This window comes from uncultured Brachyspira sp. (assembly GCF_949287625.1).
Lineage (GTDB): Bacteria > Spirochaetota > Brachyspiria > Brachyspirales > Brachyspiraceae > Brachyspira.
This window is the reverse complement of the sequence record NZ_CASEGO010000021.1, coordinates 14990-36903: the sequence shown is the minus strand read 5'-3', so window position 1 is coordinate 36903 and position 21914 is coordinate 14990. Positions and strand designations below refer to the sequence as shown.

Below are 21914 nucleotides of genomic sequence, written 5' to 3'. Positions count from 1 at the left end.
TAAAAATTTACGGAGAATATTACGGAGAATATTATGGAATTAATAGATTTAGTAAAAAATGCAAAAGAAGCCGCATATATATTACAATCTCTTGATACTGATATAAAAAACAAAGCCTTACTTGAAATAGCAAAAAAAATAGAAAAAAATAAAGATAAAATATTTGAAGCCAATAAAAAGGATTTAGAATACGCTCAAAAACTTCTTGACGAAAACAAAATTTCTAAATCAATGTTTAACAGATTAAAACTAGATGAAAATAAATTAATAGATGTTGTATCTGGTATAAGAGATGTTGTTAAACTTGAAGACCCTATTAATAAGGTATTATTAGAAACCGAGCTTGATGACAATTTAATATTAAAAAAAATATCCTGCCCTATTGGTTTAATTGCTGTAATATTTGAAGCCCGTCCAGACGTTATATCACAAATATCTTCTTTATGTATCAAGTCTTCTAATGCTGTTATACTTAAAGGAGGAAGCGAGGGAGAAAATACCAATAAAGCTATATTTAATATAATAGAAGAAACTCTAAACAATATAAAAGAATTTCCAAAGCACTCTGTTAATTTAGTATTCACAAGAGAAGATATAAAAGAATTATTATCAATGGACAAATATATTGATCTTATAATACCAAGAGGAGGAAACAACTTAGTACAGTATATAAAATCAAATACCAACATACCTGTATTAGGACATGCTGACGGTATATGTCATTTATATATAGATGAAAGTGCCAATCAGGATAAGGCATTAAAAATATGTTTGGATTCAAAGGCTCAGTATCCAAGTGCCTGCAATGCTGTTGAAACTATACTCATAAACAAAAATATAGCCTCAGAATATTTGCCAAAACTTTATAAGCTGTTTAAAGAAAATGAAATAAAGATGAACGGTGATGAAGAAGTAAAAAAAATATTAAATACTCAAGACATAGGCGAAGTAAAAGAGTGGCATTTCGAATATGGAGATAAGGAAGTATCATTAAAAATAGTAAAAGATACAGAAGAAGCATACAATCATATAAACAGATACGGCTCTCATCATACAGACTCAATCATATCAGAAAATAAAGACAATATAGAAAAGTTTATGACATTTGTTGATTCTGCCAATGTATACTCTAATGCTTCTACAAGATTTTCTGACGGGTTCAGATATGGTTTCGGTGCGGAAGTGGGAATATCTACAAACAAAACGCATGCAAGAGGTCCTGTAGGTTTGGAAGGCTTAACAATATACAAGTACAAAATTTTTGGAAACTATCAGATAGTTAATGATTACGTTACTCATAAATCCAGCTTCAAGCATAAGAGAATAAAATAAAATATAAACAATATAAAAATTGTTAGTACCTGCTATTCGTTAGAATGGCATGATATATTTAACTAACAATTTTTATTAGCAATAATAAAAGATTATGTGAGCCATAGAGCTAGTTTTAAACATAAAAGAATAAAATAATAAGACAGAATATAAAAAAACAAGCTGATAACTTCAAAATTATCAGCTTGTTTTTATTTTTTAATATTTTATTTAGCTTACTTTTTCAAAATAATAAGTTATGCTAGAGATACACTTCCATAACTTATTTCACATTCTCTATCACTTGTAAAATAAAATGTAATATTTCCTAAAATTGGAAGATTTGGTATAACTAAATCATAATAACTTTTTTCATTATACTTCTCATTATCCCAATTCTCAATATAATGAGTGCTATATGAACCATCATCATTATAAAAAGTTAATATACCATAAGAAGAAATCGTAAATCTTTGTCTGTAATTATCCTTATTTCTCCAAGTACCTCTTAAATCATAAGGTCTGAATTTTGATGCTGAGTCAAATAGTGATGAGCATGATGTCAAAAATAAAGATGTTAATGAAAGCAATCCCATCAACAATATAAATTTTAGAATCCTTTTCTTATTAATCATATAAACCTCCTAAATATTGTTATAATACAATATACCCCATATAATATATATTATGAAAATTTTGTCAATACAGTAAAAAAAATATATAATATAACAGAATTATATTATTTAACATAAAAGCAAATATATATAATGTAAATATTTTATACATAAAAATCCAAACTCCTAAATACTTTTTTATTAATATTATATTTACATTTATAATTAATCTAGTATAATAAAAATTATGAAAGATTTAGAAAAATTAAAGCAGATATTAAATGAACCTATAACTGTTAATAATTTAAATAGAATTAATGATTACTTTATACGTTATCTGTTTTCTCATAGCGGAAATGAAAATATAGCTTTACATTTTATTAATTCAGTATTTAAAGATCTAAATTTTGCTACTTTTGAAAAAATAGAAATACTAAACCCATTTAATATAGCTGAAAACTACGATGAAAAAGAATCAATAGTAGATATAAAGGCAACAACTGAAACAGGCATAACGGTATTAATAGAAATACAAGCTAGAGGAAATGAAGATTTTATTAAAAGAGCTTTGTATTATTGGGCTTATAATTATAGCAGCAGCATAAACAGAGGCGGAATTTACAATGAATTAAATCCTACTGTAAGTATCAATATTACAAACTTTATTCTTACAGATGAAGATAAAGTACACAACTGTTATGTTTTAAAAGAATTAAATAATAATAAAATACTTACAGACCATTGTCAATTACATTTTATAGAGCTTCCTAAATTTAATTTAAAAAATATTCCAAAATCAGATGATTTAAATAATATACATAATGAATTCATTTCTTGGATAAAATTCTTTAAAGGAGAAGATATGTCTGTCTTAATGAAAGAAAATACAATATTTGAAGAAGTAGAAAAAAAATGTCTAACTTTTGTAAATGAAACTCCTGTAATGGATAAGTATAAAAAAAGAGAAGTAGATACTTATTTTTTTAATAAAAGTATAGAATTAGATTTAAAAAGATCTAAAGAAGAAGGTAGAGAAGAGGGCAGAGAAGAAGGCAGAGAAGAAGGCAGAGAAGAAGGCAGAGAAGAAGGTATTAAAGAAACAAAAATATCTATGGCAAAAAACATGAAAAATAGGAATATGGATTTTAATCTTATTAGTGAATTAACAGGTTTGAGTATAAAAGAAATAGAAGAACTATAAAAAGTATAAAAAGGCAAGAGATTTTTATTAAAGCTCCTGCCTTATTCAAACATTTTATAGCATCTTCACTATTATCATTACCTTCATAAGAACGACCTAACCAATACCAATTATTTGCATAATGAGGTGCCAATTTTACAGCCTTTTTTAAGCATCTTATAGCTCTTTCATATTCGTTAATAGTATAATAACATCTTCCTAACCAATTCCAATGATCAGCAATATTTTGATTTAATTCTACCGCCTTATCCAAACACTCTATAGCTTCTTTACAATTCCAATTATGTATATAAGAAGCACCTAACCAACCCCAATTATATGTATTATGAGGTTCTAATTCTATTAATTTCTTAAAACATATTATAGCTTCTTCATAATTTTCATCATTAATATATGATTTCCCTTGTTCTAATAAATCATCATTAGAATTATAAATTCCTTTAATACTTTTTATATAATCCTCAAATTCTTCTGCCCTTTCATCTGATATATCATATTTAGATTTTCTTTTGTTTAATAGACTTCTTTCACTTTCATCTATAGTACCGTCATCAAGCATATCTTCCAAAAGCTCATAATATTCTTCTTCACCTTCCGTATTAAATTTAGGTTTATTTTTACTTTGTATTTCCTGCAATACAAAATCTTCTATCTCCTTTGCTCTTGTATCGGATAATCCGTATCTATCTTTTTTCTTATTTAATAGACTCCTTTCACTGTCATCTATAATCCCATCATCTAACATATCTAATATAAGTTCATAATAGTTTTGTTCCTTCTGTGTAAAATTCATAATTTCACTCCTTTAATTATAATGGATTAAAAATATAAAAAGAAAGACACTAATATATTTAAGTGTTTTTAAATATTAAAACTTTAATCTTGAATCAAAAGAATGATTAATAAAGTTTATTAAAATTCTGATTTTATTTTTAACATAAAATAAACCTTAAATTAATGTTTCATTATATTAGTATATATGATAATACTTGTTTGTCAAATATTTTATACAATAATAAATAATAAAAAACACATACCAATAATAATTAGTATGTGTTAATATTATAATATTATTTTTTAGTTCGCAGCTGCTTTGAATACCAAAACTACCAAAAGAACAACTATTAAAATCCCTATAACTCCAACTATTAAAAGCCCCCATTTTATGAACTTAATTATTTTTCTTATAGAACTGTTAGCTTCTACAACACCATTCTGTATTCCGTTAAGCCCTCCTACTAAAAGAAATAATGCATCCTCAAACCAGCCTACAACAGGCAAAACATCGGGAACTAAATCTACAGGTGAAACCGTATATATAACAGCCAATATCAATGGTATCCAAGGAACTATTCCAGACTGTGCTGGTTTGTTTGAATTATCATTATACTCGTTATTATAATCACTCATAAAAAACTCCTGTTATGATTTTTAAGCAAAAATACTTAAATTAAACAAAAATTAAACTAATATATCATTAAAATAGTATATATAATAATATTGATTTGTCAATACTTTATGCGTATTTTATATATTTTTAAGTATAAAATTAGATAATAAAAAACTTGATAAAATGCCTGATTTTGATATAATAATGTAATTTCATGATAGTTTTTAGTTTAAGGATATATTTATGTCTAAAGTTATAGCTATAGTCAATCAAAAAGGCGGAGTTGGAAAAACAACTACGGCAGTTAATCTAAGTGCCAGCATAGCAAAAATGGGTCATAAAACTCTTCTTATAGATATAGACCCTCAGGCAAATGCTTGTTTGGGTATCGGCATTACAAGAGATAAGATGGAAAAAAGCGTATACGATTTATTAATAGGAGAAGCTGAAACTAAAGAAGTAATAATGCCTACATATCAGGAGAATCTATTTTTAATACCAGCCGACTCAGATTTGGTGGGTGCTCAGATAGAACTTGTTAATGAAATAGCCAGAGAATACAAATTAAAAAAAGCTATAGAAACTGTAAAAAATGACTATGAATATATTATTATAGACTGCCCTCCTACTTTGGGTATACTAACACTTAATGCTCTAACTGCTGCCGACTCTGTTCTTATACCTATACAATGCGAGTTCTATGCTTTAGACGGAGTAGCTGAACTTAATAACACTATAGCACTTGTTAAAGAAAATCTTAATAAAGAATTGAAAATAGAGGGAGTACTTCTTACTATGTATGATGCCAGAACAAAATTATCTTCTGATGTAGTAAAAGAGGTTGTAAATTTCTTTAAAGAAAAAACATATAAAACTATGATACCTAGAAATGTGCGTTTAAGCGAAGCTCCTTCATACGGTAAGGCTATAAGTGATTATGACAAGGACTGCGTGGGGGCTAGAAGCTACAAAGAATTTGCTAAAGAGTTTATTGAAAAATCTAAATAATTATCATTTTTTAATATAAGGATATTGATAGTATGAATAATATTATTTTACAAGATGTAAGAAAAGAAGATATTTCTATATTTAAAAATAAATTACAAGAATCATTCATATTTGGTGCCAAAAGTTATTTTGGAGATGATATTACTGATAAAATCCCAGAAGAAAAAGATATTGATGAATCTTTAAATACAAATAGTACATATTCTTATCATTTAATACTTGATAATGAAAAAGTAGGCGGAACTATAGTAGAAATAAATGATAAAACAAATCATAATGAACTTCATTTCTTTTTTATATATCCAGAACATCAAAATAAAAAAATAGGATATTTATCTTGGAAAGCTATAGAAAATAAATATCCTCAAACAAAAATTTGGACATGTTATACTCCGTATTTTGAAAAGCGTAATATAAACTTTTATCTAAATAAATGCGGTTTTCATATAGTTGCTTTTTATAATCAATATAATAAACTTGAAGGAATAGACAGCGGTCCTGAAGAGTTTTTTAAATTTGAAAAAGTTATCAATAAATAATATAATATGTTAATTAAATAAAGATTAAAAAGATTAAGAGGGTTTTATGAGCAGAAAAGGCGGACTTGGCGGTCAGGGTATGAATGCACTAATAAAATCTGCTGACAGTGAAATTAGAAAAGCAGCTGAAGAGGCAGAAAAAAGAGGAGTATTAGAAGTAGATATTTCTCTTATAGATGTAAACCCAGACCAGCCTAGAAAAATTTTTAATGAAGAAGAAATACAGGGACTTGCAGAATCTATAAGAGAAAACGGACTTATAAACCCTATCACTTTAAGAGAAAAAGACGGTCAGTATCAAATTATATCAGGTGAGAGAAGATTTAGAGCATTTAAATTTTTAAATAGAGATAAAGTACCTGCATTAGTTTTGGAAAACATAGATGATTCAAAAATGCTTGAACTTACGCTTGTAGAAAATATACAAAGAGCCGATTTAAACCCTATAGAAATAGCAAGAAGCTACAAAAAATTAATATATGATTTAAATATCAAACAAGAAGAATTGGCCAATCGTGTTGGAAAAAGCAGAAGTACTATATCAAATTCAATGCGTATATTAGATTTAAGCGAAAATATACAAAACTTAATATTAGAATCAAAAATTACAGAAGGTCATGCTAGAGCTATATTATCATTAGCCGATGAAAATGAAAGAGAAGCATTTGCAAAAGAAATAATAGAAAACGGATATTCAGTTAGAGAATGCGAGAAAATAGTAAAAGAAAGAAAAAATGATAACAACTTACAGGAAAATAATGAAAATAATACAAAAGATGTTAAAAAAGAAATAAAAAAAGACCCTAATATAAGACAGTTAGAAAATGATTTGGAAAAGATATTTTCTACAAAAGTTAATGTTATAGATAAGAACGGCAAAGAAGGAAAAATAGTTATAGAATATTACAGCAGCGATGATTTATCAAGAATTATGGATATGCTTGATAAAATACATGAAAGAGAAAACAGCACGATACCTACTCTTGAATATTAGGAGACAATTTGAAGTCAAAGTTTTTTTTATTATACATACTTCTTACATCATTATTAATAGCATCAAGCCTTTATTCAAGAGAGAGAATGCCTATAGCAACTATAGATTTGGATCATAGTTTAAGGGCTAATGAGCCTTTAAGAAAAGAAATTGTAAGAACTATAAATAGATTTGCATATTTAAAACAAAAAACTTCTATATCAGTAGACAGAGCCAAAAAAAAATTATTTTCTACCAATGAATTAACACTTGAACAAGGATTAACTATAGCTTCTAATCTTAATATAAAAGTAGCTATTATAATGGACAGTGAAAAAGTATTAAAAAATACAAATAATGCAGTTTCAAATAATAATATAGTAATTGATTCTAATAATATAAATACAGTTCTTAGTAATTATAATATTACAAATAATATAATAAGTAATGATATAGTTATTACAAATGGGGTAACTCTTACAAATGAAATTAAAGATTTGGGAGATTTAATAGAATACGGCATAGGAAAAAAAACTGAAGGTACAGATAAAGCTGCTGATGAAAAAAGTGATGAAGAACTTTATGATATAAAATATAATTTTAAAGTTATTGATACAGAAACTATAGAAACATTAAAAGAATATGAGCTTAAAACATCATCAGAAACTATATCAGTAATACAGGAAATATGCACGTATTTGGAGTTTTACTTTTCAAACCAAATATTTAAATTATTTGAATCGCCTATAAACGGTATTAATTTAACTTTAAGAATAGACAGAATATCATTAGAAAATAAAACTAATTCAATATATAATTCTGGAGAAATAATAGAAGGAGAATCATTTTCATTAAATTTCAGATCCAATACAGAAGGATATATATATATATTTGCCTTTCAAAATGACGGAACTGTAATACTAATGCACCCTAATGATTTTAATAATTACATAGATAATCAATACCATAATAAAATAGAAGCAAGAAAAAATTATATAGTGCCTCCCGAAAACTCAATATTTAAAATAGTAAGCCGACCTCCTCTAGGCGAGGATTCATTTTACTGCCTCTATACAAAAAAAGAACAAAAATGGATTACTGGAACATATTTTTCAGGAGACGGATTTAAAATATGCAATAAAAATAAAACAGCCGAGTTTACTATGAAATTAAAATCCACACTTAAATATATGAATAGTGATAATTGGCAGATATCATCGATTTATTTAAAATCCATACCTGAAATACCACCAGAAGAAGAAACAGAAACAATAGAAGAATAATTTAAAATTAAAAAAATTAATTTTTGATGACTATATTTGTTTATGTATATACTGGAACGATTTCATTTTGCCAATTCATGTACATTATATAGAATTATCAACTTTTTTGCCGCACAAAAAAGTTGCAAAAAACGCAATTACTAGAACTTTATATTTTATATATACTATTTTATATATACGTATTAAATGTAGTGTATATCCATAAATTTAGGCTAAAAATACAGTTCTTTTGGTTCTTTTATACCAATAAAAGAACTGGGGTGTTGCGTAGCACACAGTGTGGTGGGCAAATCCCCAATATTAAAAACAAAATATAACTTCATTTTTGACAAATTATAGTCGTTTAGGTATATACTAAAATAATAAGTAATACAGCTGTAAACATTATATTTATAATTTTTTAATTAAATAATTTTTATCAAATACTTTCAAAAAACTCTGATAAAAATAAAAAACATATAAAAAATAGCTATCACCTTATTAATAAAGCAATAGCATTTTTTATGTTAATAAAACTTTATCAGATTAGAAAATTATCTATAGATATATTTTTTGTTATAAAAAGGCTGATAACGATTAACTTTATCCAAAAAAGAGTTCTGATAAGAAGGATATAAGACAACCGTACCATCTTCATTTACATGTCCTACAGGATCATACTCATAGAAAGGAAGAAGAGAGCCTTTGTAAATAACATTATCAGAAGGTCCCCATCTTAACGGAACTTCCACTCCAAATACGGTATCCTCTTCTACTGGAATACCATATATATAAACATATTTTGTGTATATATCAACAGCAACTAATGTATTATCTAATGATATTATTCCGCCGCCTTTTCCAGTAAACCTGTAAAAATAAAAACGTTTCATAGCATCGGCATTATCTCTGTTTCTTTTGGCTGTATATAAAGGATTATAGCCTCGGTATTGATAATATTTCATGCTCGATATAAAGAATATACCTGCTTTTGAATTTTTACCGCTGTACATATACTCTTTAGTATCTTCATTATTAAGCTCCCAATATTTATCCTCTGTTTTATCGATGAATTGAAAACTAGGTACATTATTTTTATCGAATGTAGCTACTAAAAGCCAATCTTTAAATTTCGAAGAGCTAAAATTAGGATTATCTGAAACTGGTCTTTCAACTGTTTCTTTTGAAAATAATAATAAACTATTTATAAATATAATTGCTATATAAAAAAATATTCTTCTCATAATGGTATCTTCAAATTAAATTATTTTTATATGGTTAATAATACACTAAATAATATATAAGTAAATATAACAGGTTTTGAAATGTAAACTAAATTTATCATAAATAAACAAAAAACTATATTTTTTACATATTTATAATACATTTAATACATTTTGCACTACATTTCATTATTATTGTTTATAAATTAATGGACATTTTAAACTTTTTGTCTTATTAATGGAGTTTTACTTTTTATCAGAATCATCATTTTCAGGAGTAAGTTCTATAACTTTAATATCTTCATCTTCTGTTTTGTCATCATCAGGATTAATTTCTATAACTTTTACTTCATTATAGTCTTTATTACTGTTATCTTCTCTATAAACTTCCTCAGTTTTTTTATGTCTATTTTTTAATTTGCCGTAGAATAATACAAATATAAGACAGTAAATAATAACCATCAAGACAGCAGATGAAATATAAGGTATTAAAGCCATATTATTATTATAAACTGTATTAAATATATAATTATAACCATAAGGGAAAGCTATATAAATTATTAAAATAAGAGGTATAGTAAGCAAAAGCCACCATTTATTTTTAGATACTTTATTAGCAAATGAATATGATATGATTATAGTTAGTATAGATATAGTGCTTAGATATGAAATAGTACCTCTATCTAATTTGGCGTCCTGATAATTTAACTCTAAAAAATTCATAATAATTATTCCGCATACAGAAGTTAAAAATATACCAAACATAGTATAGATAACGGAAAGAAATATTTTAACTAAAAATTCTCTATTAGAAAATTCTTTTTCACTATGCGGTATAATTTCAGCCACCCATAATATAAGAGAAAAGGCTAAAGTTTGTATAAATACCTCTGGAAAAGAAATTATATGAAATTTGATAGGTATCTGAGTGTATATTATACCCTCTATAGAGCTTGGAGCAGAGATGGGAGCAGATATAACACCTATACAAATAAATATAAGCCATACAATAAGCCAACCCAATTTAGAGGCTATAATTCTTCTGATAGGAAATAAAGCTATAGCTATAAATACGGCTCTTATAGGCTGTAAAAAAGGTCCTATAACAGTTAGAGGCGATTCAAAACCTCTCATAAAATTTATTATTATAGGATCATTATAAACAGATTCATAATTAAATAAATTAGAAAATAATAAACCAAAAACTATATATGTAAGGGTATGTATAACAGCAACTTTTATATAAAAGATAAAAAAATGTCTAAGAAATATTTTTGGTGAATTATCATTTTCCATAATATCAGTCTTTAAAAAATTATTTTTATTATTTTTCCTGCCTTTCTACTATATCATTATGATACACAAAATTTACTCTTTTAATAGATATTGCTTTACCAGTATCAGTGTCAGCCTGAACTATAATACCATTAATCATAGGGCTTGAAGTTTCAACTTCAAATCTATGAGGCATTTTTGTAACAAATCTTGCAATTGCTGCATCTTTTTTCATACCTATAACAGAATAGTAGCTTCCGCACATACCAATATCGGATATATAAGCAGTATGAGAAGATAATATCTTTTCATCTGCTGTCTGTACATGAGTATGTGTGCCGAAAACACATGAAACCTGACCTTCAAGATAGTATGAAAAAGCTATTTTTTCTGCCGTAGCTTCAGCATGGAAATCTATAAATATAAGATTAGTTCTTTCTTTCATATGCTTAATTGCAAGATTAGCTTTTTTAAAAGGACAATCTAAAGGATCCATAAATGTTCTTCCCATAAGATTAAGTACGCCAATCTTACAATCCAACATCTCATATATATAATAGCCAAGACCTGGTGCATCATTTGGGTAATTATACGGACGAAGCAGACGATGTTCATTGCCTATAAGAGCAAATACATCTCTATTGTTCCATATATGATTACCCGAAGTAAGCACATCCACACCAGAGTCAAAAAGTTCAGCTGCTGTATCTCTAGTAATACCTATACCGTTGGCAGCATTTTCACCATTAGCTATTACAAAATCTATATTATTTTCTAATTTTATCTCTTCTAAATGCCTTCTTACAGCATAACGTCCTGTAACACCAATTACATCGCCAAGACATAATATATTTTTTATAGACATTTTTAATTTACCTTTAATTAAAAATTTAAAAATTATCTGGCAACCTCAACAGCCCTAGTCTCTCTAATAACTGTAACCCTTATTATACCAGGATATTTTAATTCATCTTCAATACGTTTAGCAATATCTCTGGCAATTTGTTTAGCCTGAACATCATCTACCATATCGCTTTTAGCCATTACTCTAAGCTCTCTGCCAGCCTGTATAGCAAATGATTTTTCAACACCATCTATACTGTCAGCTATTTTTTCAAGATTATCCAAACGTTTTATATAGCTTTCAAAAGATTCTCTTCTAGCACCAGGTCTTGCCGCACTGATAGCATCAGCTGCTTTTACTATAACCGCTTCGACAGTTTGAGTATCAACATCATTATGATGTGCCCTTATAGCATTGACAACCTCCTCTTTCTCTCCGCATCTTTTAGCCAAATCAGCACCGCTCATAGCATGAGAACCTTCGCCTTCTGTTTCTATGGCTTTACCTATATCATGAAGAAATGCACTTCTTTTAGCCAAGTCAACATTTGCCCCTATTTCAGCTGCTATCATAGCTGCAATATTTGCAACCTCTTTACTGTGAAGAAGCATATTCTGTCCGTAACTAGTTCTGTACTGAAGCCTTCCCATATGCCTTATCAATTCATGATGCATAGTTGTAAGATTCAAATCTGTAATGGCATTTTCTCCAGCTTCCATTATAGAATCTTCAACTTCTCTTCTAGTTCTTTCAACAACCTCTTCTATTCTTGCAGGGTGTATTCTTCCATCTAATATAAGTTTTTCTAATGAAACTTTGGCAATATGCTTTCTTACAGGATCAAAACATGATATAACAACAGCCTCTGGAGTATCATCTATAATAATATCAACACCAGTAAGCGTTTCAAGCATTCTTATATTTCTGCCCTCTCTCCCTATAATTCTTCCTTTCATTTCCTCACTAGGCAAAGATACAGAAGTTACAGAAGACTCTTGTGCTACTTCGCTTGAAAGACGCTGTATAGTCTGAACTATTATTTCTCTAGCCTTTCTTTCACCTGTTTCTATAGCATTTTTTTCTATATTATCCACTATTTTAGTAGCAGATTTTTTGGCATCTTCTTCTATTTCTTTTATCAAATTGGTTTTGGCCTCTTCTCTTGTAAGACCAGCTATTCTCTCCAATTCTTTTTCTGCTTCTTCTATTACAGAAGATAACTTTTCTTCCTGTTCTTTAATCTTTTTCATTTTATTCTCAATATTATGTTCTTTATTTTCCAAATATTGAGATTTTTTATCAAGATTGACCTCTCGTTGTAGTACTCTATTTTCTAATTTCTGAATCTCTGCTTTTCTATCTCTATTCTCATTTTCTAATCTGCTACGCTCTTTTTGTATTTCAGAATTAGCTTCAGAAAGTATAGTCTTTCTTTCATTTTCTGCTTGTTCTCTTGCACTTTGAAGCAGTTTATGTGTTGTTATTTCCGTAGAGTTAAGCTTTATTTTCGCTATGACAAAACGGGTTATATATCCAAAAACAAACGCAACTACAACGAAGGTGATTATTAAAGGTATGTTCATATTTCACCTCGTTATTATTTTTGATATTTAATACATTTTTTACAACAATATTATTTAACATGATTTTTATATAAAGTCAATAATATTATTTGATTGTAAAAGTATATAAACGATTTTATAAATAAATTAATGCATTAATATTTTTGGAACATTTTGCCGGAACCGCCGCAAGTTTCGCAGGTTTCAGGGGCTTTATCTCTGTATATATTGCCGCAGCTAGGACAGAGATAAAAAGTTACATCTGCATCCTTATTTAGAAAATTATCTATAATATCTTGGAATAATTTAGCATGTTCAGTTTCTACTTTTCCCAAAGAGTTTACTGTTTCACTTACTAATTTATTTTTTTGTTCTACAGCTACCTGAGCTAACTGAGGATAAAGTATAGTAGATTCATATACTTCCCCTTTTATGCCTGCTTCTAAATTTTCTCTATCGCTTGCAGGAGCTACTGGGTTAAGTTCTGGAACAAATTTAGTCATATCTAATCCGCTTCTTAAAGCTAATTTTCTCATTTTTTCAGCATGTATTTTTTCTGCCAAAGATGTTGTTGAAAACACTTTCTGAACAGCTTTATTGCTTGATGCTTTTCCAAATGAACTATATCTATTTGCAGCATTAGATTCACCTTGAAATATTGAATATAAAACTTCTTCTAATGTTTTAGCAGCCATGTTTATTTTTCCTCCATTTTGTATGTATATATTTATTTATAAAAAATAATTCTTATTTATTAAGATTAACTTCACTATATAATATCAATTAGTAAAAAAAAATCAAACTTTTTTTTAAAAAATATATTAAAAATTACAATAATATATAATGAATAAATTTTATTTTATAATATAATATTTCGGATAAAATACGCTAAAAGGTGAATATGAAGAATATAATAATAACTATAAGCAGGCAGTACGGAAGCGGAGGAAGGAATATAGGGGAAATGCTTTCAAAAAAACTTAATTTTGATTTTTATGATAAAGAATTAATAGAGGTAGTAGCTAAAAGAACAGGTATTAACAGGCAGTATCTCGAATCAAAAGAAGAAAAATTTACCAATGATAATCTATTTTTCAGTGCATTTCATAAAGAGTTTTTTTCAAGTCCATTTGCTTCAAAAACTAGAGATTCAACCCTTGACAAAATATTTGAGATACAAAGAGAAGTTATAATAAATATAGCAAACAAGGGAAACTGTGTTATTATCGGAAGATGTGCAAGCTTTATATTAAAAGACTGTCATAAATGTTTCAATATATTTGTTCATGCCCCAAATGACCGAAGAATACAGAGAATAACCAATGAATACGGAGTAAAAATGGAAAATGCAGAAACTCAGCTTAAAAATACTGATAAATATAGAGCAAATTATTATAAATACTATACAGGAGGCGATTGGGACGATATGACCAATTATAACCTCACCATAGACAGCGGATACTTTAATGATGAAGATATATGCTCTATAATAATAAATGCTATAAAAAAAAATATATAAAAACTTGAAAATTAATAATATATTACTATATTTAATTAATAGCCATATAAAATTATATAATATGATATTTAGGGAAAAAAGGATTTATTTATGAAGAATAAAGATATTAAAGATTTTTATGAAAACGACTACTTCTCGTACGAATCGGATTGTGATTTATGGAATGATGAAAAAATATCATTATTAATAGATTTTGGAGAAGGAGCTGATAAATCAAAAATGCTTATGAAACATTTATATAAAATTAATGAAATATTAAAATGGATTGATGAGCATAAAAAAGATGTTTCAGATTTTCTTATAGATAAGCAATGTCTGGCATTAGCAGAAGAATGGGTTATAACTGGTGAACAAATAGATGAAAATACATATAAAAATCAGTCTGGAGAAATCATAAATATACCTATTAAAGATGAAGATTTCTTTAATGCTATGTATATAGATACTATATTAATAGATTTTGATGAAGATGAAACAAGACCTGATACCACATTACATATACTATTTGAGCCGGATTATTTCAAACATCACTCATTAATAGTTTATATTGACGGTGAAAGAAAGATAGAATACGGAGATATAGCTGGATAATACAAAAATTATACAAATAAAACAATATAAATATGTTTAATTAAATATATCTATTTTTCAATCTAAACTTCAAATCATAATTGGCATATTACAGGAGAATATAGTTGAAAGACTACATTAAGAACTTAGAAAAAGAATTTTCAGAAATAACCAACGGATTTAAAGAAATAGAAAAAAAAGCCTTATCTGATTTCAAATCTAATAATAATTCTTATATTAAAGAATTAGCATACTCAGCCTATAAATCAGATTCCTATCAAGTAAGAATGTACTCAGTGTTTTTATTTGGTTATTTATCTGAAAACAAAGAAATTCTTAATTTTATGAAAGATGTAGTTTCTAAAGACAATAATTGGAGAGTTCAGGAAATATTGGCAAAGTCTTTTGATGAACACTGTAAAATATTAGGATATGAAAAATCTGCATCAATTATTGATGAATGGCTGAATGATACTAATCCTAATACAAGACGTGCTGTAACTGAAGGTTTAAGAATATGGACAAACAAACCATACTTCAAAGAAAATCCTAGTGAAGCAATTAAAAGATTATCAAATCTAAAACATGATAATAGCGAATATGTTAGAAAATCTGTAGGTAATGCTTTAAGAGATATAAGCAAAAAATATCCAAAATTAATTAAAGAAGAATTAAATAACTGGAATTTAGAAATAAAAGAAATAAAACAAGTTTATAAATTAGTAAATAAATTTATAAAACAATAAAGTTCATAATTTTTCAAATTTATTATCAACTTTTTTGATTTATTAAAGCTTCAAAATACAAATAAATATATAATACTTGTTTCAAAAGTACTTGATAATATTATATACTGGAACAATTACGATTTGTCAATTGATACACATTATACAAAATTATCAACTTTTTTTTTTGCAGCACACGCTCTGTGGGCTTCGCCAAAGTTTTTATCCTTAGGATACGTTTCACGAAAAATGCAATTGCTAGAACTTTATATTTTAAAGATATGTATTAAATGTATGGTAATGCCCGAAATTGTAGCTAAAAATGCAGTCTTTTTGGTTCTCGCCGCAGGCGTACTTCGTATGTGCCAACAAAAGAACTGGGGGGGAGCGGCACGACTGTGTGCTTCGCAGGGCTAGTCACCACAAATACTAAAATTTAAAAATTTATTTTTTGACAAACTATATCTGTTTAGGTATATTTTAATAATTATTTAAATATATCTTTGATTTTTTTTAATTCTTTCTGATACTCTTTTGATATCTTATTTTGTAATTTTTTATCTTTTACAATATCACAGCATAATAATACTTTTTCGTATAATTTTATATAAAAAGAAGAATGTTTATTTGTAAAAGGCTCACTTATGAAAGCCCATATTTCTTTTTCTGTTTCATTATCTTTTATATTAAGCATTATATCCGCTGCTCTTTCTATTATATATCTGCCTAAATTAATGTCATAAAAATTATAATCTTGAATATTTTTTATATTGTTCATATATTTTGATATTAATTGCCAAGCATAATCATATTTATTATTATCAATTAAAGATTTAAGATAACTATTTAAAGCAGAAACTATTTCCCAATTACTTTCATTTTCTTTAAGAGTCATTTCAAAAAGTTTTTTAGCAGTTTCCAGTAAAGATTCTTTATTTTCTATAAATGACACATAATATTTTAATTTATCTAAATTCTTTTTGTCCCATTCTTTTACACTACCTTTCCATATATCAAGAAGTTTTGAAAATAATTCTAATTCATAAATATCTATAGAATATGATATTACGGCATCTATACTTAATTCATCTAATCTTTCATTATAATAATTATAATCATCAATACCATAACCGCAATTACAATCAAAGTTTGCATTTTTTGCTTTATCAAATAAATCTTTATATTTAGAGAGTAATTTATTTATATCACCATTATAAAGTTTGACAAATAAAAAACTTATAATTTCCAAAGAAGTACCTATACCTTGATAAGAATTAGTTTGTCTATCTTTTATTTCTTCTTCAAACAAAAAAACAAGCAAATCTTCAAATGATTTTTTATTCATTAAATCATTTCTATTTTTATGATAAAGCATAGATAAAACTAATTTTAATCTTTCAATATAATTTTTATCTTTTGTATATTCCGCCCCATTATCTTCTTTATATACAAATGGAGCAATATTAATTTCAAGTTATTCTTTATCATCATTTTCTAAATAATTTAATAATTCTTCAAAAACATTATAATATTCTTTTAAATAATCATTAAATAATTCCTGATAAAGTTCCATAATCTTTCCAAATAATAGATTAATCTTGGTCGTATATTGAAGTTACACCAAGAACTTTAGCAACCATGTATGATATAATGGCAGTCATTACCAGAGCGGAAAAGTTTGAAATAGAATTTGATATCTCTAGTATTAATATACATACCATTATAGGTGTTCTAGTAATTCCAGACATAAGAGAAGTTATGCCAAGAAGTATAAATAAATCACCATATACAGCATAATCTGGAAAATATTTAATAAGAAAGGTATCATATACAGAGCCTATAGAAGCTCCTAGTATAAATGTAGGAAAAAATACTCCTCCTACAGCACCAGATGTGGCACATACAGAAGTATAAAAAAGTTTAACAAATATAAGTATAAAAAGCATAGAAACAGAAAATTTATCCTTAACAATACTTCCTATAAGCAAATCACCGCTTCCTAAAACATAAGGAAAAAACATTATCATAAAACCAGCAAGCAGAAATGCAGGCACTGGCCGTATTATATCATTATGAATTTTCTGATACATCTTAGAAAAGAAATTCATAAGAAAGTTTAAAAGTGATGCAAGTATTCCGCATATTATACCAAAAGGGAGAATAGATATATAATGTCTTACTTCAAGTATTTTAGGCAAGTCAAAATTAAGTATAAATCCCTGACCCACTATATGCTCCACAACTAATATTGAAGCTATTGAAGAAAAAACTATGCATACAAACACTATATGGTTTTTCTGTTCTCCAAGCTCTTCAAAAGAAAAAGCAATTCCAGTAAAAGGAGCACTGAAAGTAGCTGTCATTCCCGCACATGCTCCAGAAACAAGTAAATACCTTCTATATTTTGATAATTTAGAAAAATATTTATGAAAGAAAAGTCCTACAAGCATACCTACATGCATAGAAGGACCAGCTCTTCCTAATGAAATACCGCTTGCAAAAGATATCATACTTCCAAAAAGTTTGAATAAAATTTCAAAAAAGATATTTTTGGGTTCATGCAAAGATATATAATATTTTATCTGAGGAACTCCCGCACCTCTTATCTGAGGGTACTGCGTTAATATATAACCTATAAGACAGCCCATACCTATGAGAAATATAAAAAGAAGTATAGGATAATACCATTTGTCTAATATAAAATTCGAAACATAAAATACATTAACACTTAGTCTATACAATATTAATCTATAAATAGAAACTATAAAGCCCACAACGGCACCTATACATGCCGACAATACAAAAAGTTTTATATATTTAATTTCAAAATTCAGTTTCATTATTCTAATCGGTGTTTTTATTTTTATATGTTTTTTTATTTATTATTAATTTTGACAATTAAACATTAAATCTAAATGTTACAACATCGCCTTCCTGCATAAGATACTGCTTTCCTTCAAGTCTTATAGCACCAGCCTCTTTGGCTTTAACAAAACTTCCAAGCTCTAAAAGTTTATCACAATTTATAACTTCAGCACTGATAAAACCTCTTTCAAAGTCACTATGTATAACACCAGCAGCCTCAGGAGCATAAGCACCTTCTCTTACAGTCCAAGCCCTTGTTTCATCTTCTCCGGAAGTTAGGAATGTTAAAAGTTTTAATAATCTGTGCCCTGCCTTTGTAAGCCTTGCAACACCTGATTCTTTTACTCCCAAATCTTCTAAATAGCTTAATCTTTCTTCTTCATCTAAATCTTGTAAATCTGCTTCTATTTTGGCACTGAAAGGTATCAACTCAATATTTCTTTCATCTGCATATTTTTGTAATGTTACATAATTAGGATTTTTCTCTGGATTTGCAAGTTCATTTTCTGATAAATTAGCCCCTATCATCATACTTTTAGCTGTAAGCAGGAATAATGGCTTTAATATTTCTTTTTCTGTATCTGTCAAATCGAGACTAAATACCGGCTTAAAATTATTTAATTCTGGAAGTATCTTTTCAAGTAAAGCAACTTCCTCTTCAGCCGCTTTTACTTTAGCACCTTTTGCTATCTTTTTTTGTTTCTCCATTCTGGCATTAACAGTTTCAATATCTGCAAGCATAAGCTCTGTTAATATAATATCTAAATCTCTTAAAGGATCAACATCTCCGATATGTGTAATATTCCCATCTTCAAATACACGAACAACATGAAGAACAGCATTAACTTCTCTAATATGAGAAAGAAATTTGTTGCCCAATCCCTCTCCTTTTGAAGCACCTTTTACAAGTCCAGCAATATCTACAAATGTTGTTGTGTTATAAACTTTCTTTTTTGATTTGAAAAGTGCTGCTAATTTATCAACTCTTTCATCTTTTATTATAGCTGTAGCTTCATTTTTATCTATAGTACAAAACGGGTAATTAGCCGCTTCAGCATGAGCATTAGTTAAAGCATTAAAAAGTGTTGATTTTCCTACATTCGGAAGTCCTACTATTCCTATAGATAAAGCCATAATTATTTCCTTATAAAGATACTTAAGTTTAAAAAATTGTTTCTATAATAACATATTATAAAATTATTTTTTGTAGTAATATTATATATTAAAAAATATTAATAACAAGTACATTAAAAAGTATAATAAAAAATTTTTTATTAATTTATAATTTATTAGACTTATTTCAAAAGTACTTGATAATATTTTATATGTTATATAATTTATATTTTGGTATGCAAATATGCGGTCTTTCGCTTGCCTACAGCATAACTGTGTGCTTCGCAGGACTAGTAGCCAAATTAATAAATAAAATTAGTTTTGAAACAAGCCTTATATACATGTACAAAATTGCAGCACTTCTAATATTTATAAATAATTAAATTTTTTTGTTATAATTTTTGCAAATCATCTTATAAAGTGTTTATTTATTAATAAAACAATATATAATTAGTAATATATTAAAAAGTTTGAGGATACAGCTATGATATATAATATGTGGTATGCAGTATTAGATTCAAAAGAAGTAAACCTCTTTTTGCTAAGAGATTAAATAAAAATCTGGTATTTTGGAGAGATTCTAATAATAATATATGCTGTATAGATGATAAATGCTGTCATAGAGGAGCTTCATTATCACATGGGAAAGTATGCGGCAATAATATAACATGCCCTTTTCATGGATTTCAGTTTGATAAAAGCGGAAAAACAGTAATGATTCCAGCTAACGGAAAAAATACTGAAGTTAATAAAAACTTTTTTGTTGAGGGATATGAAGCTAAAGAATTGTACGGATTTATTTGGTTTTGGTATGGAGATAAAGATAAAATTAATGATAAAATAATGTTTCCAGATGATTTGAAGGATAAGAAATTCTCATATTCTACAATTAGAGATGAATGGAATAATCATTATACAAGATGCATAGAAAATCAGCTTGATGTAGTGCATATATCTTTTGTACATCATAACACTATAGGAAGAGGAAACAAAACAGTTGTCAATGGTCCTTTGGCTGAACTAGATGAAAATAATAATACATTAAAATTTTATGTAAATAATGTTATCGATAATGGTCAGAAGGCTTTAAGTGCATCAGAAATGAAAAAAGAGGATTTTAAATATTTTCTGTACTTTTATTTCCCAAATACTTGGCAGAATTATATATTTGAAAAAATGCGTATATTCGGAGTATTTGCCCCTGTAGACGATGAAAATACAGTAGTATATATGAGATTCTATCAAAAAATAGTGAATATTCCTTTTATAAAAAATATAATAAACTTTATAGGCAAAAAATATTCAGATATTGTATTAAAACAAGATAAAAATGTAGTAAAAACTCAGTCTAAAAAAGAATCATATTTGGGTATGAAAGAAGAAAAATTAATACAGGGTGATAAACCTATAATAATGTATAGAAGCACAAGAGATAAACTAAAAAAGGAAAATAATTCTTCTATATAAATATTTATAAAAGAAAATTCAAAAAAATTCATTGACTAAAAATGATAAATTTGTTAAAGTATAGCCATGATGAGTATTTCATTAGAAACTAGCTATTCTTTTAAAGATAATTCAGTTATTATTATTTCACTATATAATAATATCTATAATGAACATTTGCCTCAATTAAAAGAACTATTTTCAGAGTTTTTAATAAAAAATATTAATAATATAATATTAGACCTTTCAAAATGTCTTTTTATAGAAAAAGATATATGGGAATATTTTATCAATTTAAAAAAAGATTTAATTCATCAAAAAGGCGATTTAGTTATATCAGGAATATGCGGAATGGTAAAAAATGATTATAATTTAATGGAATTATCGCATTATATAGAATCTTTTAATAATATAAACGATGCTTTTTATAATTTTGGTATATTAACCGATATTAAATCAGCTTAATTTTATTTT

Annotated in this window: 21 protein-coding genes and 1 pseudogene; 11 read left to right on the top strand and 11 right to left on the bottom strand. The window is 27.0% G+C overall.

Translation table 11 applies throughout. From position 1 onward, the window contains the following. Window positions 1–33 precede the first annotated feature (33 nt). On the top strand, window positions 34–1332 hold the full coding sequence (locus tag Q1X91_RS05455) for a glutamate-5-semialdehyde dehydrogenase (protein WP_300754162.1): 1299 nt from the start codon (window positions 34–36) through the stop codon (window positions 1330–1332). A 236-nt stretch (window positions 1333–1568) separates the two neighbouring features. On the opposite strand, the gene Q1X91_RS05450 is transcribed toward Q1X91_RS05455, so the two are convergent. Continuing rightward, window positions 1569–1946 carry a hypothetical protein gene (locus tag Q1X91_RS05450; protein ID WP_300754161.1) on the bottom strand — a complete coding sequence of 126 codons (378 nt, stop codon included), beginning with the start codon at window positions 1944–1946 and terminating at the stop codon, window positions 1569–1571. Between the two features lie 226 nt (window positions 1947–2172). On the opposite strand from Q1X91_RS05450, the gene Q1X91_RS05445 reads away from it, so the two are divergent. Continuing rightward, window positions 2173–3126 (top strand): Rpn family recombination-promoting nuclease/putative transposase, encoded by a 954-nt coding sequence (locus Q1X91_RS05445; protein WP_300754160.1) that lies wholly within the window; start codon window positions 2173–2175, stop codon window positions 3124–3126. On the opposite strand, the gene Q1X91_RS05440 is transcribed toward Q1X91_RS05445, so the two are convergent. Together Q1X91_RS05440 and Q1X91_RS05435 are read right to left on the bottom strand one after the other, a co-directional pair. Next, window positions 3080–3919, bottom strand: coding sequence for a tetratricopeptide repeat protein (locus Q1X91_RS05440; RefSeq protein WP_300754157.1), 840 nt, complete (start codon window positions 3917–3919; stop codon window positions 3080–3082). The genes Q1X91_RS05445 and Q1X91_RS05440 overlap by 47 nt on opposite strands. 284 nt (window positions 3920–4203) lie before the next feature. Beyond that, on the bottom strand, window positions 4204–4536 hold the full coding sequence (locus Q1X91_RS05435; RefSeq protein WP_300754155.1) for a DUF1232 domain-containing protein: 333 nt from the start codon (window positions 4534–4536) through the stop codon (window positions 4204–4206). A 223-nt stretch (window positions 4537–4759) separates the two neighbouring features. Between Q1X91_RS05435 and Q1X91_RS05430 the strand changes: the two genes are divergently transcribed. From Q1X91_RS05430 to Q1X91_RS05415, 4 genes are all read left to right on the top strand, one after another. Next, on the top strand, window positions 4760–5524 hold the full coding sequence (locus Q1X91_RS05430; protein WP_300754152.1) for an AAA family ATPase: 765 nt from the start codon (window positions 4760–4762) through the stop codon (window positions 5522–5524). A gap of 32 nt (window positions 5525–5556) precedes the next feature. Beyond that, window positions 5557–6063 carry a GNAT family N-acetyltransferase gene (locus Q1X91_RS05425; RefSeq protein ID WP_300754150.1) on the top strand — a complete coding sequence of 169 codons (507 nt, stop codon included), beginning with the start codon at window positions 5557–5559 and terminating at the stop codon, window positions 6061–6063. Window positions 6064–6109: 46 nt separating this feature from the next. Further along, window positions 6110–7057: a ParB/RepB/Spo0J family partition protein gene (locus Q1X91_RS05420; protein WP_300754147.1), complete on the top strand. Its 948-nt coding sequence runs from the start codon at window positions 6110–6112 to the stop codon at window positions 7055–7057. Window positions 7058–7143: 86 nt separating this feature from the next. After that, the gene (locus Q1X91_RS05415) at window positions 7144–8319 is read left to right on the top strand and encodes a DUF4384 domain-containing protein (RefSeq protein ID WP_300754180.1); all 1176 of its coding nucleotides are present in this window, start codon (window positions 7144–7146) and stop codon (window positions 8317–8319) included. 533 nt (window positions 8320–8852) lie between these two features. Here Q1X91_RS05415 and Q1X91_RS05410 read toward each other — a convergent pair. The 5 genes from Q1X91_RS05410 to Q1X91_RS05390 all read right to left on the bottom strand — a co-directional run bounded on the left by Q1X91_RS05410 (window position 8853) and on the right by Q1X91_RS05390 (window position 13897). Then, window positions 8853–9542 carry a hypothetical protein gene (locus Q1X91_RS05410; protein ID WP_300754144.1) on the bottom strand — a complete coding sequence of 230 codons (690 nt, stop codon included), beginning with the start codon at window positions 9540–9542 and terminating at the stop codon, window positions 8853–8855. Window positions 9543–9767: 225 nt separating this feature from the next. Then, complete coding sequence (locus Q1X91_RS05405; protein WP_300754142.1) at window positions 9768–10817, bottom strand: hypothetical protein; 1050 nt, start codon at window positions 10815–10817, stop codon at window positions 9768–9770. A 28-nt stretch (window positions 10818–10845) separates the two neighbouring features. Continuing rightward, complete coding sequence (locus tag Q1X91_RS05400; protein WP_300754139.1) at window positions 10846–11661, bottom strand: TIGR00282 family metallophosphoesterase; 816 nt, start codon at window positions 11659–11661, stop codon at window positions 10846–10848. A gap of 32 nt (window positions 11662–11693) precedes the next feature. Then, window positions 11694–13223: a ribonuclease Y gene (gene rny / locus Q1X91_RS05395; RefSeq protein ID WP_300754136.1), complete on the bottom strand. Its 1530-nt coding sequence runs from the start codon at window positions 13221–13223 to the stop codon at window positions 11694–11696. A 134-nt stretch (window positions 13224–13357) separates the two neighbouring features. After that, window positions 13358–13897: a ferritin family protein gene (locus Q1X91_RS05390; RefSeq protein WP_300754133.1), complete on the bottom strand. Its 540-nt coding sequence runs from the start codon at window positions 13895–13897 to the stop codon at window positions 13358–13360. A gap of 206 nt (window positions 13898–14103) precedes the next feature. On the opposite strand from Q1X91_RS05390, the gene Q1X91_RS05385 reads away from it, so the two are divergent. From Q1X91_RS05385 to Q1X91_RS05375, 3 genes are all read left to right on the top strand, one after another. Beyond that, window positions 14104–14721: an AAA family ATPase gene (locus Q1X91_RS05385; protein ID WP_300754130.1), complete on the top strand. Its 618-nt coding sequence runs from the start codon at window positions 14104–14106 to the stop codon at window positions 14719–14721. 90 nt (window positions 14722–14811) lie between these two features. Continuing rightward, window positions 14812–15312 carry a DUF2262 domain-containing protein gene (locus Q1X91_RS05380; RefSeq protein ID WP_300754127.1) on the top strand — a complete coding sequence of 167 codons (501 nt, stop codon included), beginning with the start codon at window positions 14812–14814 and terminating at the stop codon, window positions 15310–15312. 104 nt (window positions 15313–15416) lie between these two features. Further along, window positions 15417–16037 carry a DNA alkylation repair protein gene (locus tag Q1X91_RS05375; RefSeq protein WP_300754124.1) on the top strand — a complete coding sequence of 207 codons (621 nt, stop codon included), beginning with the start codon at window positions 15417–15419 and terminating at the stop codon, window positions 16035–16037. 466 nt (window positions 16038–16503) lie between these two features. On the opposite strand, the gene Q1X91_RS05370 is transcribed toward Q1X91_RS05375, so the two are convergent. From Q1X91_RS05370 to ychF, 3 genes are all read right to left on the bottom strand, one after another. Beyond that, window positions 16504–17391, bottom strand: coding sequence for a hypothetical protein (locus Q1X91_RS05370; protein ID WP_300754121.1), 888 nt, complete (start codon window positions 17389–17391; stop codon window positions 16504–16506). A gap of 217 nt (window positions 17392–17608) precedes the next feature. Further along, window positions 17609–18856 carry a chloride channel protein gene (locus Q1X91_RS05365; RefSeq protein WP_300754118.1) on the bottom strand — a complete coding sequence of 416 codons (1248 nt, stop codon included), beginning with the start codon at window positions 18854–18856 and terminating at the stop codon, window positions 17609–17611. A gap of 58 nt (window positions 18857–18914) precedes the next feature. Next, window positions 18915–20015, bottom strand: coding sequence for a redox-regulated ATPase YchF (gene ychF, locus Q1X91_RS05360; RefSeq protein WP_096736808.1), 1101 nt, complete (start codon window positions 20013–20015; stop codon window positions 18915–18917). A gap of 463 nt (window positions 20016–20478) precedes the next feature. Here ychF and Q1X91_RS05355 point away from each other — a divergent pair. Both Q1X91_RS05355 and Q1X91_RS05350 read left to right on the top strand, forming a co-directional pair. After that, window positions 20479–21461 (top strand): annotated as a pseudogene (locus tag Q1X91_RS05355) (aromatic ring-hydroxylating dioxygenase subunit alpha). Between the two features lie 66 nt (window positions 21462–21527). Next, window positions 21528–21905, top strand: coding sequence for an STAS domain-containing protein (locus Q1X91_RS05350; RefSeq protein ID WP_300754113.1), 378 nt, complete (start codon window positions 21528–21530; stop codon window positions 21903–21905). Window positions 21906–21914: the final 9 nt, after the last annotated feature.